General features: G+C 67.2%; 15 protein-coding genes. 9 read left to right on the top strand and 6 right to left on the bottom strand.

The annotated features are described in order from the left end of the window. From ACIA5H_RS01370 to ACIA5H_RS01355, 4 genes are all read right to left on the bottom strand, one after another. Positions 1 to 243, bottom strand: coding sequence for a site-specific integrase (locus ACIA5H_RS01370; RefSeq protein ID WP_397073072.1), 243 nt, complete (start codon positions 241 to 243; stop codon positions 1 to 3). 281 nt (positions 244 to 524) lie between these two features. Further along, positions 525 to 1,313 carry a hypothetical protein gene (locus ACIA5H_RS01365; protein WP_397073070.1) on the bottom strand — a complete coding sequence of 263 codons (789 nt, stop codon included), beginning with the start codon at positions 1,311 to 1,313 and terminating at the stop codon, positions 525 to 527. A gap of 360 nt (positions 1,314 to 1,673) precedes the next feature. Beyond that, positions 1,674 to 2,477: an LLM class flavin-dependent oxidoreductase gene (locus ACIA5H_RS01360; RefSeq protein ID WP_397073068.1), complete on the bottom strand. Its 804-nt coding sequence runs from the start codon at positions 2,475 to 2,477 to the stop codon at positions 1,674 to 1,676. 54 nt (positions 2,478 to 2,531) lie between these two features. Then, on the bottom strand, positions 2,532 to 3,113 hold the full coding sequence (locus ACIA5H_RS01355) for a TetR/AcrR family transcriptional regulator (RefSeq protein WP_397073066.1): 582 nt from the start codon (positions 3,111 to 3,113) through the stop codon (positions 2,532 to 2,534). A 72-nt stretch (positions 3,114 to 3,185) separates the two neighbouring features. Between ACIA5H_RS01355 and ACIA5H_RS01350 the strand changes: the two genes are divergently transcribed. The 6 genes from ACIA5H_RS01350 to ACIA5H_RS01325 all read left to right on the top strand — a co-directional run bounded on the left by ACIA5H_RS01350 (position 3,186) and on the right by ACIA5H_RS01325 (position 8,172). Then, positions 3,186 to 3,761 (top strand): dihydrofolate reductase family protein, encoded by a 576-nt coding sequence (locus ACIA5H_RS01350; protein ID WP_397073064.1) that lies wholly within the window; start codon positions 3,186 to 3,188, stop codon positions 3,759 to 3,761. A gap of 71 nt (positions 3,762 to 3,832) precedes the next feature. Further along, entirely contained in the window at positions 3,833 to 3,964 is a 132-nt protein-coding gene (locus tag ACIA5H_RS01345; protein ID WP_364427535.1) for a hypothetical protein, read from the top strand. A gap of 70 nt (positions 3,965 to 4,034) precedes the next feature. Beyond that, the gene (locus ACIA5H_RS01340; RefSeq protein ID WP_397073061.1) at positions 4,035 to 5,588 is read left to right on the top strand and encodes an FAD-dependent monooxygenase; all 1,554 of its coding nucleotides are present in this window, start codon (positions 4,035 to 4,037) and stop codon (positions 5,586 to 5,588) included. 182 nt (positions 5,589 to 5,770) lie between these two features. Continuing rightward, on the top strand, positions 5,771 to 6,715 hold the full coding sequence (locus ACIA5H_RS01335; RefSeq protein ID WP_397073059.1) for an ATP-binding cassette domain-containing protein: 945 nt from the start codon (positions 5,771 to 5,773) through the stop codon (positions 6,713 to 6,715). After that, positions 6,712 to 7,473: an ABC transporter permease gene (locus tag ACIA5H_RS01330; protein ID WP_356964977.1), complete on the top strand. Its 762-nt coding sequence runs from the start codon at positions 6,712 to 6,714 to the stop codon at positions 7,471 to 7,473. Before ACIA5H_RS01335 ends, ACIA5H_RS01330 begins: the two co-directional genes overlap by 4 nt. 54 nt (positions 7,474 to 7,527) lie before the next feature. Next, positions 7,528 to 8,172: a DUF4097 family beta strand repeat-containing protein gene (locus tag ACIA5H_RS01325; RefSeq protein ID WP_355072644.1), complete on the top strand. Its 645-nt coding sequence runs from the start codon at positions 7,528 to 7,530 to the stop codon at positions 8,170 to 8,172. 87 nt (positions 8,173 to 8,259) lie between these two features. On the opposite strand, the gene ACIA5H_RS01320 is transcribed toward ACIA5H_RS01325, so the two are convergent. Beyond that, positions 8,260 to 11,409 carry a BTAD domain-containing putative transcriptional regulator gene (locus ACIA5H_RS01320; protein WP_397073056.1) on the bottom strand — a complete coding sequence of 1,050 codons (3,150 nt, stop codon included), beginning with the start codon at positions 11,407 to 11,409 and terminating at the stop codon, positions 8,260 to 8,262. 467 nt (positions 11,410 to 11,876) lie between these two features. On the opposite strand from ACIA5H_RS01320, the gene ACIA5H_RS01315 reads away from it, so the two are divergent. From ACIA5H_RS01315 to ACIA5H_RS01305, 3 genes are all read left to right on the top strand, one after another. Continuing rightward, complete coding sequence (locus ACIA5H_RS01315; protein ID WP_379252923.1) at positions 11,877 to 12,095, top strand: ferredoxin; 219 nt, start codon at positions 11,877 to 11,879, stop codon at positions 12,093 to 12,095. Beyond that, positions 12,092 to 13,318, top strand: coding sequence for a cytochrome P450 (locus ACIA5H_RS01310; RefSeq protein ID WP_364427549.1), 1,227 nt, complete (start codon positions 12,092 to 12,094; stop codon positions 13,316 to 13,318). The genes ACIA5H_RS01315 and ACIA5H_RS01310 overlap by 4 nt, the downstream gene beginning before the upstream one ends. 459 nt (positions 13,319 to 13,777) lie before the next feature. Beyond that, positions 13,778 to 14,236, top strand: coding sequence for a hypothetical protein (locus tag ACIA5H_RS01305; RefSeq protein WP_379252925.1), 459 nt, complete (start codon positions 13,778 to 13,780; stop codon positions 14,234 to 14,236). Positions 14,237 to 14,247: 11 nt separating this feature from the next. Here the strand turns inward: ACIA5H_RS01305 and ACIA5H_RS01300 are convergent, their stop codons facing one another. Continuing rightward, positions 14,248 to 16,104, bottom strand: a complete 1,857-nt coding sequence (locus ACIA5H_RS01300) for a DNA/RNA non-specific endonuclease (RefSeq protein WP_397073053.1) — start codon at positions 16,102 to 16,104, stop codon at positions 14,248 to 14,250. Positions 16,105 to 16,193: the final 89 nt, after the last annotated feature.

The raw sequence follows: 16,193 nt of genomic DNA, 5'->3' as shown, positions 1-16,193 counted from the left end.
TCAACCCACGAACCGGCCGAAATGCTCCAACCGCACTGCCCGCCAGTCGATCTCGTGTGCAGCCAGAAACGAGAAGAAGTCACGTAGATCGATCGCATACGACCGCCCGGTGCCCGGTGACCGCCCGATCGCGGTCAAATGCGCCAGAAACTCATCAACCGGCTCGATCGCCGCGAACTGTGCATCCAGCACCGTCCAGCACTCCGGACCACCGCCCGGCGCCAACACCTGCTGCACCCGCATACCCGCCTCTTGCCCACTTGAACAGCCGGAAAGTGCGGACGGCGACGATATAACCCCGCACCCGACGACCACAATCACGTCCGGCGCGTCATGGACATGCCCGAGATAACCGTGTCGAGCCCGAAACCCATCCGGGCAAAAGGTCACCTCGGCTGCCCCCTCCGCGACAGCATGGCAGAGCGTCGATGTCGGTGAACTGCGGATTCGCCCTGTCGTTGCGGCCCGGTCCGGACCCCGGTGTCCGGGCCTGATCGGCGAATCCTGTGGTGGCTGGCGCGGCGCTAACTCGGAGGGGACGGCGAGGCGTGCCTCAGCCGGAGTTGGCAGCCGATCACCGAGGTCGGAACCGCGGTGCGGATATCGTGTTCTACCCACTTCAGAGGACCCACGGCGGTGGCGTAGATGCTCGACGCTCGCGCCATTTCCCCGCGTTCGCGATGCGCCTTGATTATTGCCGCGATACTGGTAATCAACGCGCCGACCAAATCCGATTCGGTGGATGGATCGTGCGCCTCCCTGCACAGCTGCGCAAGGACGAACGCTGTCTGTTCCAGATCCGGCGCGGGCCACCGGAAGATGTACGGGCGCGTCCGGCTTCCGGCCGCGAGGGCGGACCTCCCAATTTCGTGCGCGGCGACGGCGAACGGTCCTCGCGCGTCCGGTTCGATCCGCCACGACCACAGCGCCAGCACCCCGGCGACCCGGCTCGCCGCCCACCCCCATGCCTTGCGCTCGCTGCTGGGAACCTCTGTCAGCGTTTCGTTGAAACCCTGGACTTCAGCCAGGGCGTATGCCCACAACTCGGTGTCGCCCCACAGCACCGTTTCCCTGACCGACGGCCCAAGCGAACGCGGAAGTTTCCACTCGGTCTGCGCGTCCGCCGCCGCGTGTGGATCAGATTCCCACCCGTCCCGCAGTTCGGGCAGGCTCAGGCCTGCGCCGACCTCGAGGTCGATGATCGCCGGACCGAGGCGCGCGCTGTGGGAATCACGCCATTGGGCGATGTAGCCGACGACATAACCGTCGACGACGCTGACCCGGGGCTGCAGGACGGTCCCGGCAGACCGCATCCGGCGTATCCATTCGACCTCCGAGAGGCTGACCGCAGCGGTAGCGCGGAGCATGCGCCGCAGCATTCGATGGTCCGAGCCGTCGCAGTCTTCGCGCCGCTGGATTCCCGCCAGCATCTGCTGCTCGAAGCTCACACCAGGTCGAGGCAGCCCCGGCGGCGCCGACCGATACAGGCAAAGGTCGCAACCGGTCAACGCGACATGATCCGATCAGTCGACGAACCAACGATCACCGTCGGCCGATGGGAGTGAATCTTCGCCGAATCGAGCATCCGCTCAGCCTGCCCAGTCACCAACACATCCGATATGGGGGAAACCCCTACGATCGCGACTGCTCCGGCGACTCCCCCTGTCGCTCGGCTACCGTCCGGCGAGCTGGGCGACGACCGGAGCGAACCGGTCGGCGAAGTCGGCGCCGAAGACGAAGTAGGAGAAGCCGATCTCCTCTCGGCGCCGCTGGATTTCCTCGGCGGCGGCCGCCGGATCATCCGGAAGTACGGCCAGTGCGTCCGCCGCGCGAAGCGCGGCAGGGTCGGTGTCGGGTGGCGCCATGTGCGGCGCGACAGTGTCGCCGATGACCGGCACGGCGAGCGCGAGCTCGACGTTCCCGATGGTGCGGAAGTCGCGTGCCAGCCGCTCGACCTCACCCCGAGGCTGAGCCCCCAGCGCGAACGTGACCGTGTCCGCGACCTCCGCCGCCAACGACCGGGCCTTTGGACCCAGTACGGCCATCGCCACGGGCGTGTGCAGGTCGGGGCCGTCGAGTTCGCGCAGCGTTTCGACGGTCTCACGTACCTGCGCCAGCCGCTCGTTCGGTGGCACGACGGGCAGTCCCTTGTCGCGGAGTTCGTCCTCGATTCCCGGTCTGCCGGTGCCGATGCCCATCTCGAAGCGTCCGTCGGTGAGTAGCGACAGCGAGTGCGCTTCCCACGCTGTCAGCCAAGGCGGGCGTAGCGGAGAGGCGTACACCCAGGTGCCCACGCGCAGGTCGGTCAGGGCCGCGGCGGTGGCCAGCATGGGGCCGGGCGCCGGTTGCGTCTGCGGGAAGTCGGGCACCAGCAGCGTCGAGTAGCCGCTGTCGGCGATGCGGCGCACGCGATCTCGCCACGTCGGCAGGTCGGTCCTGAGCGGGGCGACGACCCCGAATCGAAACGGTCTCGTCATGCCTGACTTCCTCTCGGAGAGCGTCGGTTCGAACAATGGATGGATCGTTCCGGTTTACCTGACCTGGGCGGGTATTGCCCGGTCCACGATCGTCCGCACCAGTTCGGCGGCCCGCTGCTCGTCGAAAATGCCGGGCAGGGTGAGTCGTTCGAGGATGAGCCAGTTCAGGGCGAGGTAGAGCAGCACAACAGCGTCCTCGTCGCCGGGCAGCTCCGACTCCCGATAGTTGCTGATATTGAAGTCGAGATCCGCGCGTACCCGCTCGGTGAGCAGCGCCTGCAGTTCGGGCCGCCGGGTGGCCTCCAGTCGCAGTTCGAGGATCGCGAGATAGCCGGTGCGGAAATGGGAGACCCGGTCGACCACCTCGGTCATGAGTTCGGTCATGGATTCGCGGGTCTGCGGTCCGCGGGATTTCGCCATGGCGGCGTCGCTGGGGATCAGCCGCTCGTAATAGCGGTGTCCGACCTGGACGAGCAGTGCGTCCCGGTTGGGGAAGTAATTGGAGGCGGTTCCGGCGGGCACTCCCGCCTCCTGATCGACCGCCCTGAAGGTCAGGCCACGTGCCCCTTCGCGGGCCAGGACCTCGATTGACGCATCCAGCAGAGTCTGCCGGCGTTCCGGATTCGTGCGCACCACTTGACACCACTCCATCTGTAGTACTACGGTTCAAATCACTTCGCACAGAGTACTACAGTTGAGGCGGTTAAGATGCGAAAGCTTGTCTACTACGTGGCGGTCTCCCTCGACGGCTACATCGCGGGGCCGCAGGGGGAATTCGACTTCTATCCGATGTGTGAGGACATGACGGCGTGGATCAACGAGCGCTATCCGGAGACGGTGCCGACGCCTCTGCGCGAGTCCGTCGGCATGCCCCTCGACACGCCGAACAAGACCCTGGACACCCTGGTCATGGGTCGCGGCACCTACGAACCGGGCCTCGCGATCGGCTGCACCAGCCCGTACAACCACTTGAGGCAGTACGTCTTCTCGAGCACCCTCGCGCCGGTGGACAACCCGCAGGTGGAGGTCGTCGACGCCGATCCGGTCGAGCTGGTCCGGCAACTGAAGAAGGAAACGGGCCTGGATATTTGGCTATGCGGCGGCGGCAATCTGGCCGGACAGCTCCTCGGCGAGGTCGACCAGCTGATCATCAAGAGCTACCCCGTGATCGCGGGCGACGGCATCAGGGCATTCACGGGCAATTTCGAGCCGACGCGATTCAAGGTCACCCAGCGCCAAGAGTTCAGCACCGGCGCGCAGGTCACCTGGTTCGACCGCGCCTGATCCGGCGCCAGACCCGCCGGAGTTCCGGCATCCCGTGGCTTCACATGAGCATTCGAAAAGGCGGAACCGATATGCGAAAGCAACGCAGCACCTTCCCGACCAAGACCAACCAGCAGCGCTTCGTGACTCGCCCCGTGCCTCCGCGCACGGTCACCAATTCCAAGGGCGGGTGGCCCCGGCACGGCAGGTACGGGGCGCGGTAGCGCCCGATCGGCGACCTGGGCTGTTCGAAATCGTTTGCCGCGGCCGGAATCGGCTGGGATGGGAGTAACAATGCATACCGACGTGATCATCGTGGGCGCGGGCCCGACCGGCCTGATGCTGGCCGCCGAGCTGCGTTCGGCCGGAGTGCGGCCGCTGGTGCTGGAGCGGCAGTCGCAGCCGCGGGACACCCCGAAGGCCGGTGGTCTCGGCGGGCAGATCCTGGAGTTGTTGCGCTACCGGGGCTTGCTGGATCGGTTCGAAGCGGCCTGCACCGATCCGATTCCGGCTCCCCGGTTCCCGTTCGGCGGTGTGCACGTGGACCTCACCCAGCTGGACGAATCCCCGATGCATGCGCTGCCGCTGCCGCAACAGCAGCTGGAGCGACTACTCGGCGAATACGTCGGCGAACTCGGCGTCGATTTCCGTCGCGGACACCAGGTGCTCGATGTGCGGCAGGACGCCGACGCGGTCACCGCGGAGGTCAACGGGCCGGTCGGGCCGTACCGGGTGACCGCCCGCTACCTGGTGGGCTGCGACGGTGCGCGCAGCCGGGTTCGTGACCTGGCCGGCATTCCGTTCCCCGGCACCGTATATCCGGAGGTGAATCGGCTGGCCCAGATCACCGTGCCCGATTCGGTGACCCGGCTCGACAACGGCGACCTCGAGGTTCCCGGGTTCGACGCCATCCGTGCGGGTTTCACGCGGACGGATCGCGGTCTGTTCGGGATGGGTGTGTCACCCGCCTCGGAGGCGTTGTCCGTCTACACGATCGAGGACGAGACCGTCGAATACGACGATGACGTGCCGATGACCGTGGCAGAGCTGCGCGACAGCATCCGTCGCGTGCTGGGAGTGGATCTGCCTGTGGCGGAGACGTTCCGGCTGTCGCGATTCACCTTCAAGGCCCGCCACGCCGAACGCTATCGCGCGGGCCGGGTCCTGCTCGCCGGTGACGCGGCCCATCTGTTTCCCGCCACGGGCGTGGCGCTCAACGCCGGAATGCTGGATGCGGTCAACCTGGCCTGGAAGCTGGCCGCCGAGGTCAACGGGTGGGCGCCAGCCGGCCTGCTGGACACCTATCACGAGGAACGCCATCTCGCCGGGGAGCGCACCATGCTGCACACCCGGGCACAGGTCGCGCTGCGGCGCGGGCACGACCCGGCCTCCGAAGCGCTGCGGGCGGTCTTCCAGGAACTTCTCACCGACGAACAGCCCCTGCGGCGCATGGCGGCCCTCATCGCCGGCGCCGATATCCGCTATCGACTACCCAATCCCAACGACCACATCTCGACCGGAACCTTCGCGCCCGACCTCACCCTGCACACCGACGACGGGACGACCAGCGTCGCCGAAGTCATGCACGCCGCACGGCCCGTCCTGCTCGACCTCGCCGACCGCGCGGACCTTCGTGATACCGCCCGAGACTGGCGGCACCGCATCGACATCCGCTCCGCCAAAGCCGAGAACCGCGAAGCCGATGCCCTCCTGATCCGCCCGGACGGCCACATCGCCTGGGCCGCGACCATCGACGAACCCGCCGACACCGCCGAGGACGGCCTGCGAGCAGCGCTGTCGTTATGGTTCGGCACACCCGCGGAAACGACGATCCCGACCAGCGATTGACGAGGGCAGGTCGTCACCGCCGATGGAGGGCTGCCGCTTCCGAACCTCCGTCGGCGAAGACGATCTGCACGTGCACGGACATCTGCTCGTCGGATGCGGCGCTGACCAGGCCGAATGCCGTGTCAGCGGACGTGTCAGGCCGGTGTCAGGGCGGTATCAGCGGGGCTCGCGACAGTATCCCTGTGAACAGTTCAGCGATTGCGGCTTCCGGGCTGCGAAAGACATACGGGGACAAGACGATCCTCGATGGTATCGACTTGGATATCGGTGTGGGCACGATCTTCTCTCTGCTCGGCCCGAACGGGGCGGGTAAGACGACGACGGTGAACGTGCTGACCACGCTGTCGAAAGCCGATGGCGGCACGGCGCGGGTCGCCGGGCACGACATCGCGACCGATGCCGAGGCGGTGCGCGCGGCGATCGGCGTCACAGGTCAGTTCGCGGCGGTGGACGATCTGCTGACGGGGGAGGAGAACCTGCGGCTGATGGCGGATCTGCACCATCTGCGGGCACACGAGAGCAAGCGGGTGATCACCGAATTGCTCGAACGGTTCGATTTGGCGGAGTCGGCGCGAAAGCAGGCGTCGACCTATTCCGGGGGTATGCGCCGGAAATTGGATCTGGCGATGACGCTGGTCACCAAGCCGGACATCGTCTTCCTGGACGAGCCGACAACGGGATTGGATCCGCGCAGCAGGCGCACCATGTGGGAGATCGTCCGGGAATTGACGAACGACGGTGTGACGATCTTCCTGACCACTCAGTACCTCGAGGAAGCCGATCAGCTGGCCGACCGGATCGCGGTGCTCGACCAGGGCCGCATAGTCGGCGAAGGCACACCTGACGACCTCAAGCGCCGGGTGCCCGGCAGCCACATCCGGCTCCGATTCACCGACGTCACGCAGCTCGATGCGGCGGCGCGGATCCTGCCGGGGGCCACCCGCGACGACGAGGCCCTGACCCTGCGGGTCCCCGGCGACGGCGGGACGAAAGCACTGCGGGACCTGCTGAATCGGCTCGCCGAACACTCGGTCGACGCCGAGGAGGTCTCCGTCCACACCCCTGACCTCGACGATGTCTTCTTCGCCCTGACCGGTCACGCCACCAAGGAGGCTGTCGCACCATGAGCACCATTTCCGCGCCGCTGGCCGATTCGTCGATCATGTTGCGCCGCAACTTCAAGCACATCGCCCGGACTCCGGTCACGATCTTCAACGCGGCCCTGATGCCGGTCGTGATGATGCTGATCTTCGTGTACGTGTTCGGCAACGCGTTCGATGTCGGCGAACAGTACATCGACTACGCGACACCGGGCATGATCCTGCTGGCGATCAGCTACGGGTTGTCGGGCACCGCGGTATCGGTGAGCTCCGATATGGCGAAAGGCGTCATCAACAGGTTCAAGGTCATGAGCGTCTCTCGTGGCGCCGTACTGACCGGCCACGTCGCGGCCACCGTACTGACCAATGTGGTGGCCATCGCGGCCGTCATAGGTGTGGCCTTCGCGCTGGGGTTCCGGCCGCCCGCGACCGCACTCGACTGGCTGGGCGCGATCGGCATCATGGCGGCGACGTCGTTCGCGGCCGCCTGGCTCACGGTCGCACTGGGGATGGCCGCGAAGACTCCGGAGTCCGCGGGCATGACCGTGGTGCCGCTGATCATGCTGCCGTTCGTGAGCAGCGCGATCGTGCCCGCCGACCAGATGGGGCAAGGTATCCGGCAGTTCGCGCAATACCAACCTTTCACGCCGATCATCGAAGCGTTGCGCGGGTTTCTCGCCGGACACCCTTCGGGTGGCTACACGGCCGCCGCGCTCGCCTGGTGCGCCGGGTTCGCCGTCGTCGGATACCTGTGGTCGCGCGCCACTTTCAACAAGCGCGTGTAGTCGCGACCAGCCGCGCATTTCACACGCCAACCAATTCACACACAGGAGACAGCCATGCCGACGTTCGAGACCCCGGAACCGATCGCCGTCACGATCGACGTGCTCTCCGGTGCGGTCACGGTGATCGCCTCGGACCGTATCGACACCGTCGTGGAGGTCCGTCCGGCCGACGCATCCAAAAAGGGTGACGTGCGCGCCGCCGCGCAAACCCAGATCGAATTCACCGCAGGCACTTTGACCGTGCGAACGCCGAAAGACTGGCGGACCTACACCCCGTTCGGCGGCAACCCGTCGATCGAGCTGACCATCGAGGTACCCACCGGCTCCCAGCTGAAGGGCACCGCCGCGGTGGGCCGATTGCTGGGCGCAGGCGAACTCGGCGAATGCGACCTGGAGATATCCGCGGGCGACATCACCGTCGAGCGCCCGCGTGATTCGGTAACCGCGAAAACCGCCAAAGGCGACATCCGTATCGGTGAGGCGTCGCGCGGCGTGCTCCGGCTGGAAACGTCCATGGGCGAGCTCCAGGTCGGAATCAGCCCGAGTAGCGCGGTGCAGCTGGAAACCAACGCCCAGCACGGGACCGTGCGCAACCGGATGCAACCGGTCGACCGGTCGCAGGGCGAGGAGGACATCGTGCGGGTGTACGCGCGCAACTCCTACGGCAACATTGTCATCCAGCACGCCACGGCCGCCTGATACTGCGCTCCCGCCACCCCGTCCCGCGCACATTGTCCAACAGGTGTGCGACACCAGGTCGGTGTCGCACAACTGTTTTCGCCATGTTCAGCAAGCGAGCGCAGTGGCGACCAGTTCACGCCAGCTCGCCTGCGCACCCTCCTTCGTCGCCTCGGTGAACCGCACTTCGCCGAGGCGACGTCGTGCTGTCTGCTCGATCCGTTCCACATCCGGTTGGGAACGGTCGGACAGGCCGCGCACTGCGGCACTCGCCGCGAGCAGCCGGACGGCCTGCTCATCGTGGTCGGCGCGTTGCGCCAGGTCGGCGATCCCGACGAGCACCTGAGCGGTCAAAGGCGCGTATCCCGCATCGGATGCCGCCTGGAAGGCCGCGTCGTGGTGTTCGCGGGCTTCATCGAGCCCGTCGGCGAGGTAGCCGAGCAGGTTGTGGGTCCGCGCCCTGACGTAGCGCTGCTCGGCATCGCTGCCGAGGAGGGTTGTCGCGAGATCGATCTGCCGGTACGCCTGCTCGGTGTCGTCGCTCCAACGAGCCAGCTCCGCCCTGGTCAGGGCGAGTTCGGCCAGTGCGTTCGGCCAAGCGGAGCGATCCGCGTGCCGCTGCGCCTCGGCCATGGCGGCCGCACTCGCCTCCGCATCGCCCAGCAGCCAGTACAGCTGAGCCTGCCGCGCCCGCATCAAGAAAACGTCCTCGATCGCGCCGACCTCGGTGACCACCGCGATCGCCTGGTCGAGATGCTCGCACGCACCGGCGAACTCACCGCGCATGGCGATTCGATTCGCCAGTTCGGTCAGAGCGAACGAGATCCCCCAGCGCTCGCCGATGGTCCGGAACTCGGCGAGCGCCGTCTCCAGATACTCGTCCGCCTCCCGCCCCTGCTGTCCCAGCGCGATCCGCGCCTTGCCGAGCTGGAGCCGGGCCAGCGCCCGCACCCAAGGCTCGTCATCGGTGAGCAGCGGTTCGAACGCGGGCAGCAACGCGTCCGGCCCCTGCAACATGCGTTCCAGCGCTGCGACGAACGCCAGCAGCGGGTATCGCCCCCGACTGCGCCGGCTGAACAGGTATGCCTTGTGGATCCATTCCTCCACTTGGTGCTCGTCACTCGGCCCGGAGCTCATGAAGTGCACGACCAGCCCGTACACCCTGGCCCTGATCTCGTCGTCCACCTCGCCGGACGTGTCGGCAGCCGCGGTGATCAGCTCCATGCCCTCGGCCTTGTGGCCGCCGAGCCACCAGTACCAGCCCGCGGCCGCCGCGAGCCGCATCGCCCCGGTCGCGTCCGCGGCCGCGAGCGCGCCACGCATCGCGACGGCGATGTTGTCGTGTTCGACCTCGAGCGTGGCGAGCCACTCCAATTGCTCGGCGCGGCGCAGGTGCGGCTCCGCGATGTCGGCGAGTTCGGTGAAGTACGCGAGATGCGCTCGGCGCGCCGAATCCGATTCGCCCGACTCCTCGAGCCGGTCCCGGGCGTACTGCTTGATCGTGTCCAGCATCCGGAAGCGCGGCCCGCTGTCCTCCACGGTACGCAGCAGCGATTTCTCGGTCAGCGCGGTCAGCAGCTCGAGCACCTCCCACCGCTCGACCGCCATGCTCTCCTCGCCCTGGGCTTCGGGCCCCGCGCAGACCTGCTCGGCCGCCTCCAGGCTCGCGCCGCCGGAGAACACCGCGAGCCTGCGCAGAACCATCCGTTCGGAGTCGGTGAGCAGCTCCCAGCTCCAGTCGACCACCGCTCGCAACGTCCGGTGCTGCGGGATCGCGGTACGGCTGCCGCCGGTCAGCAGGCGGAATCGATCATCGAGGCGGTGGGCGAGCTGGTCGAGGGACATGGTGCGCAGTCTGGCCGCGGCCAGTTCGATCGCCAGGGGGATTCCGTCGAGGGCCCGGCAGACGCGCGCCATGGTCGACAAGGTGGGAGCATCGGCCGCGAGATCCTGACGCACCGCACCGGCCCTGTCCCGCAACAGCTGCACCGCCGGGGATGACTCGATCTCGCCGGGATCCGCGTCCTGCGCGGGCAACGCCAACGGCTCGACCTGCCATAACGCCTCGCCCATGATGCCGAGCGGTTCGCGGCTGGTAGCGAGGATCCGCAGCCGCCCGCACTCTCCGAGCAGCCGGTGGGCGAACGCCGCCGCGGACTCGATCACGTGCTCACAGTTGTCCAGGATCAACAGCGTTTCGCGCTCGCGGATCGCCGCGACGAGCCGGTCCATCGGTTCCGCGTTCGGTGCGCCGCCGAGCAGCGCGTCGCGGAGTCCGAGCGCGGCGAGGGCGGATTGCGCCATGTCGCCACTCGCGCCGACGGACGCCAGTTCCACCAGCCAGGCCCCGTCGGGCAGGTCGTCGAGCATGGTTCGCGCGGTTTCGAGGGCCAACCTGGTCTTGCCCGAGCCGCCAGGACCGGTCAACGTGGTGAGCCGATGGTTCGCGATGAGTTCGCGCACGGCGGCGATATCGGCGTATCTGCCGACGAATTCGGTCAACTCGGCCCGCAGGTTCGTGTTGCGGTGGTTCTCCTCCGTTCGCACTTCGCCGCGCAGGAGCGCCACGTGTAATGCGGAGAGTTCCGGCGAAGGATCGACGCCCAGCGTGTCGGCGAGTGCCTCCCGTGCGCGCTGGTACGCGATCAGCGCCTCGGCGCCACGACCCGCGGCGCCGAGCGCGCGCATCAGCGCGGCGACGAGCCGTTCCCGCACGGGGTGCCGGGCCACCAGCTCGGTCAGCTCGGCGATCAGCTCCGTACCCCGGCCGAGGCGGACCTCCGCTTCGTACCGATCCTCCATGGCGGCGAGGCGCAGCCCCTCCAGCCGGGTGACCACCGCGTCGAAAGCCTCGCTGTCCGGTATTCCGACGTCCTGCATCGGCGCACCGCGCCACAGCTCGACGGCCTCGCGCAGGAGCTGGGCCTGTCGCGCGTCGTCACCGCCGCGGGCCTGGTCGAGAAGCCGTTCGAACCGCAGGGCGTCGACGGCGTGGGGTTCCACCGTCAGCCGGTATCCGCCCGGCTGCCCGTCGAGCGCCCCGTCCGGCAGCACCCTGCGCAGCCGGGAGACCAGTGCCTGCAAGGCATTCGCCGCGTCGGCGGGCGGTTGCTCACCCCAAATCCAGTCGACCAGCGTCGCTTTCGGGACTACGCGACCTGGTTCGAGCGCGAGCGCGATCAACAGCGCCCGCAACCGAGCGCCCGGTACCTCTATCAATCCGCCGTCGTCTAGTCGGATCTCGAGCGGTCCAAGCATCCCGATCTGCACCGGCCCATTCTGCCGTGGACTCTCGGCGGTGAACCGGGCCGCCCGTCCCCGGGGTGACAACCGCTCCGATGGCGGCGACCGACACCGGTCGGCCGCAGCGTGCGGAGATGTCGGCCGGCCGGAGAGCAAGCGCATACGCGCTCTGATCGGCTCTGCGCGGAGGCGATGCGCGTCGAGATACCTGCCGGTGCTGTAGGGCCGTTCGCTGTGTGCGCGAACGGCGCGTGCCAGGCAGTGGGTAGTGAAGGCGACCTTTTCGCCCTGACCAGGGCGAACGTCGTATCGGCGGCGTGTCAGGCCGGTATCAGGTCGGTGTCAGCCAGTCGGGCGACAGTTCTCCTGTGAACAGTTCAGCAATGACAGGGCTCAGGAAGGTGTTCCGGACGCCGCTGTGCAGCAGTGCACTTGCCCACGGTGTGCGCGCTCTCCCGGTCACCTCGGAAAAGGGGTAGCCGGTGGAACTCAGAGTGGACCGTGAGCGCTGCGTCAGCGCCGGAATGTGCGCACTGACCGCCCCTGGAGTATTCGACCAGGACCCGGAGGACGGCCGGGTGGCGCCGCTGGACCTCACACCCGCGCCCGAGTGGGAGCAGGCCGTCTGTGAGGCGGCCCAGCTGTGCCCGTCCGGCGCGATCACCATCGTTCGACAATCGCAGCGAGAGGAAACCCGATGAGTCAGACGGCCCCCATCCCGCACGGCCTCCCCCTGGAGCGCGACGCGGGACCCTTCGACCCACCCCGCGAGATCACCCGGCTGCGAGAGCTTCGCCCGGTCAGCCCCCTGATCTTCCCCGACGGTCACGAGGGCTGGCTCGTCACCGGCTACGACGCGGTCCGCCGGCTCATGGCCGACACCCGGTTCAGCTCCCGCCAGGACATCGGCATCGTCCACGTGCCGTACGAGACACCCGGCATGCCCGTCGCCACCGAACCGTCACCGCAGGTGCCGGGCTTGTTCATCGCCATGGACCCGCCGGACCACACCCGGCTGCGGCGCAAGCTGACCGGCGCGTTCACCGTCAAACGGATGAGGCAGCTCGAGGAGCACATCATCGACATCGCCGAGCGGCAATTGGACCAGATGGCGCGGCTGACCCCGCCGGTCGACCTGGTCGAGGAGTTCGCGCTGCCGGTGCCTTCGCTGGTGATCTGCGAGCTGCTCGGTGTGCCGTACGCAGACCGGGAGACCTTCCAGGTCAACTCGGCCAAGTTCTTGGTCAAGGACCAATCGCTCGAGGAGAAGATGGCGGCGTACGGCGCGATGACGACGTACCTGGCCGAACTGGTCACACGCAAGCGCGCCGAACCCGGCGAGGACATACTGTCCGACCTGGCCCGCCACGACGACCTCACCATCGAGGAGCTGACCGGCATCGCCTTCCTGCTGCTGCTCGCGGGCCACGAGACCACCGCGAACATGCTCGCGCTCGGCACCTTCGCGCTGCTGGAGCACCCCGAGCAGCTGGCCGAACTGCGCGCGGACCCGGATCTGCTTCCCGACGCCGTCGAGGAACTCATGCGCTACCTGTCGGTCGCCGACATCTTCTATCGCTACGCCACCGACGACATCGAACTCGGCGGTGAAACGATCGGCAAGGGTTCCACCGTGGTCGTCTCGCTGCTGGCCGCCAACCACGACCCCCAGCGTTTCGACCATCCCGACACCCTGGACCTGCACCGCAAGGCTCGCGGCCACCTGTCCTTCGGCCACGGCGTCCACCAATGCCTCGGCCAGCAACTGGCCCGCATCGAGATGCGCGCCGGTTTCGCCGGACTGCTGCGCCGCTTCCCGACGCTCGAGCTCGCCATCCCCGCCGGTGCGGTGAAACTCCGGACCGACATGAATATCTACGGCGTCCACGAACTGCCGGTCACCTGGACGGAGACGGCACGGTAGAACTGTCGGCCGAGCGCATGGGAACGCGCCTGCACGGCCTGTCCGTCAGCCCTGGCCGTATCGGTTGTCGGCCAGGGCGGGCATGCCCATGACGAGTCGGATCGCTGTGGCCAAGGCGCGCGGCGGGGTGGTTCGAGCCCATGCGAAAGAACCCGAAGTAGGCCGTGTGGGCCGCGACGGACCGGTGGCATGAATACCGCTCACGGACAGAATGAACACCCTCGCCACGGTTGGATCGGCATATCGCACACGAGCACCGCGGCGAAACTCTTGCGATCCCACTTTTATACTCGCCGGTAACAATTGGAATCCAGAATAGCTAACTGGTAGCTGGCGACTTATTTTTGGCTCTGACATCGCTCTTTGCGACGGAATGCTGGTTGCGAGTCGAACGCGTATTGACGGATGGGAAGCGACACGGGCAGAATCGGCCGGGTTGATCCCGGGGGTGGAGGAGTTATGCGCGTAAAAACCGATATCCATTTCACCGTCGGCGTCGATCCCACCCGGGTGTTCGATGCGGTCGCCGCGATCGAAATGCTTCCCGAATGGTCGACGCATTCGGATGCGCGCGTGGCCACCCGCGGTGAATCCGGTCGTCCGCAGCGGGTCTACGTCACCGCGGAGACTCCGCTCGGCAAGTCCGATCTCCAGGTGCTGGAATACGACTGGACCGCGGACCGAGTGTCGTGGCAGGTCGTGGACAGCTGTGTCGGCGTCGGCGGCGGTGGCTGGTTCGAAGTCGCCGAGGATCGCGCGGGCTCGCAGGTCTGGTATCACACCGAGCTGCAATCCTCGCTCTTGCTGCCCGGACTACTCCTCAAGCGCAGTGTTCGGCGGGAGGCCGAGACCGTCGTGCAGAACTTCATCGAATTCGCCGAGGGATATACCGCGCCCCCGAAATCACGCGCCGTATAGGTCGCTCCGCTTCACCATTGGATATCCGCGACCGAGTTCAAGGGGGCGGCCACTTCCTCCGGCGCCAGTTGCAGGTCCGCGTCCCGCAGCGCTTGCGGGAAGTGGAAGCGGGCTCGCTGCTCGATCTCGGTCAGCGGCACCTGGAAGACGCGGAACTCGTCGAGATCGAGCACTTCCAGCTGGTCCAGGTTCTGGCTCAGCAGGAAGCCGCGGGCCTTCAGTTCGCCGTTCTCCCGGAACGCGATGACCTTCCAGAACTCGCGCGGAATCCTGACCTGCCGGAATTCCTGGTCGTCGTCGGTGAAGACCGGGCCGCCGAACGCGCTGACCTTGAGGTCGTCGACGGTGACGTCGGCGAAGACGGCGTCCTCGAGCCGCCCCCAGACCCCATCGCGCATGCTCTGGTTGAAGTCGTCCATCTGCGGGGTGATGTTGGTGTAGAAGAACGAATCCTCGTTGGCCTTCTTGGCTTCGGGCAGGCTGCCCCACAGCAGGTCCGCGCGGCGGGCGAGGTGGCCGCGATCGAGCCGGTTGTCGCGGTACAACTCGTTGCCGACCTGGGCGTCCGCGTCGAGCCGCGCGTCCTTGACGAAGTCGATCTTCTTCCGCGACAGCTTCTTGATCGAGCCGCCGTCGATGTTCCAGGCCACCCAGATGGCGAAGCGGCGCGAGCGGCGCATCGCGAGGGAGAAATGCGTGTAGTGCAGGACATCGGCGCCGTCCAAGGTGGTCGCCACGTCGGGGCGGACCTCGGCGTCCACCTCGGGGGCCGGAATCGGCGACGCGAGGAAATTCGGGTCGTATCCGGCGACGGCCGCGGCTTCCTCCGTGGCCGGCGGGGTCAAGGTGATGCCGAGCTTCTCGAACACCGATTGCGGCAGGCAGGCGAGCGCGTGCTCGTCGGTATCCTCGCCCGTCTCGCCTGCGAAATGCAATCCGGCCAGCACGGTGCTGGTCTTGCCGTCGGGGAGCTCGAAAATCCACGCCGATCCGGAGTCGCCGCCGCTGCTGATCTCGCCGTCGACCGCGGGATGGTCCGGGTCGGGCCCGATCTCGAAGCCGCCGATGCTTCTGGTGCCCACGCCGTGATAGTCGATCTTGGCGACCACGTCGACGCGCCGCACCATGCCGTGGGTGACCTGGGTGGTCCGGCCGCTCTTGATCACCTTGTCGCCCAGCTCGGGTTCGCCGAGGCGGTCCGGGACGACGTCCAGGCCCATGATCGCGGCGCTGAACCGCCGGTTCTCGATGTCGGCGACGGCGCAGTCGCCCGCCGTGCCGAGATGGGATCGGATCAGCTTGCCGAGCCGGTTGCGGTCGACCCGGTTGTCGTCGCGCGGGCCCGGCTGCACGACGTCGTCGCCGAGCTTGCCCGCCGCGGTGTTCAGGACGTGCCAATTGCTCAGCACATACGGTGTTCCGTCGTCCCGGTCGTAGACGACGCAACCGATCGTCCCCGCCGTGGTGCTCGGGTGGGCAACGCTGATTCCCGGCACGATCGGGTCGAGACGCGACTTGCGCTCGGGCGCGGCCGCTTCGGTGACCAGCCGGAAGGCCGGCTCGAACGTGCGCTGTAGCACGTCGGTCGGTACCTCGATCCCGTCGACGGTGACGGTCTCCGGAATCGCCGACGTCCCAAGCGCTTCCAGCGCCTCCGGTTCGGACACCTTCTCGTGCACGGTGAACTGCACCGCGATCTCGCCGGTCGATTTTCCGTCGACTTGCTTGTGGCCGATGCCGATCGAGGAGATATTGGGGTCTTCGAGGAAGTTCTCTCCCTTGCTGCGGATGAATTTGCGCAGGGCGGCGAGAAGGTCATCGTTTCCGGTGTGCGTCCGGCGGGCTGGTGAATTCTTTTTGGCAGGCATGGTGACTCCGTGATCGAGGTGAGCGTGGCGTCGACGGCGTTGTCGCACCAGCTATCGCCATTCTCTGGTCACAGTCGTGCCCGCACACG

Origin of the sequence: Nocardia sp. NPDC051900, from assembly GCF_044452545.1 — a bacterium.
GTDB classification, from domain to species: Bacteria; Actinomycetota; Actinomycetes; order Mycobacteriales; family Mycobacteriaceae; genus Nocardia; species Nocardia sichangensis.
Note: the sequence above shows the minus strand (reverse complement) of the source record. Positions and strands in the feature narration are given on the sequence as shown.

Excerpts from the sequence above, each read along its gene's own strand:
- ACIA5H_RS01360 (WP_397073068.1), bottom strand. The coding sequence starts at position 2,477 with ATGACGAGACCGTTTCGATTCGGGGTCGTCGCCCCGCTCAGGACCGAC.
- ACIA5H_RS01370 (WP_397073072.1), bottom strand. The coding sequence starts at position 243 with ATGCGGGTGCAGCAGGTGTTGGCGCCGGGCGGTGGTCCGGAGTGCTGG.
- ACIA5H_RS01300 (WP_397073053.1), bottom strand. The coding sequence starts at position 16,104 with ATGCCTGCCAAAAAGAATTCACCAGCCCGCCGGACGCACACCGGAAAC.
- ACIA5H_RS01365 (WP_397073070.1), bottom strand. The coding sequence starts at position 1,313 with ATGCGGTCTGCCGGGACCGTCCTGCAGCCCCGGGTCAGCGTCGTCGAC.
- ACIA5H_RS01330 (WP_356964977.1), top strand. The coding sequence starts at position 6,712 with ATGAGCACCATTTCCGCGCCGCTGGCCGATTCGTCGATCATGTTGCGC.
- ACIA5H_RS01305 (WP_379252925.1), top strand. The coding sequence starts at position 13,778 with ATGCGCGTAAAAACCGATATCCATTTCACCGTCGGCGTCGATCCCACC.
- ACIA5H_RS01345 (WP_364427535.1), top strand. The coding sequence starts at position 3,833 with ATGCGAAAGCAACGCAGCACCTTCCCGACCAAGACCAACCAGCAGCGC.
- ACIA5H_RS01320 (WP_397073056.1), bottom strand. The coding sequence starts at position 11,409 with ATGCTTGGACCGCTCGAGATCCGACTAGACGACGGCGGATTGATAGAG.
- ACIA5H_RS01325 (WP_355072644.1), top strand. The coding sequence starts at position 7,528 with ATGCCGACGTTCGAGACCCCGGAACCGATCGCCGTCACGATCGACGTG.
- ACIA5H_RS01350 (WP_397073064.1), top strand. The coding sequence starts at position 3,186 with ATGCGAAAGCTTGTCTACTACGTGGCGGTCTCCCTCGACGGCTACATC.
- ACIA5H_RS01310 (WP_364427549.1), top strand. The coding sequence starts at position 12,092 with ATGAGTCAGACGGCCCCCATCCCGCACGGCCTCCCCCTGGAGCGCGAC.
- ACIA5H_RS01340 (WP_397073061.1), top strand. The coding sequence starts at position 4,035 with ATGCATACCGACGTGATCATCGTGGGCGCGGGCCCGACCGGCCTGATG.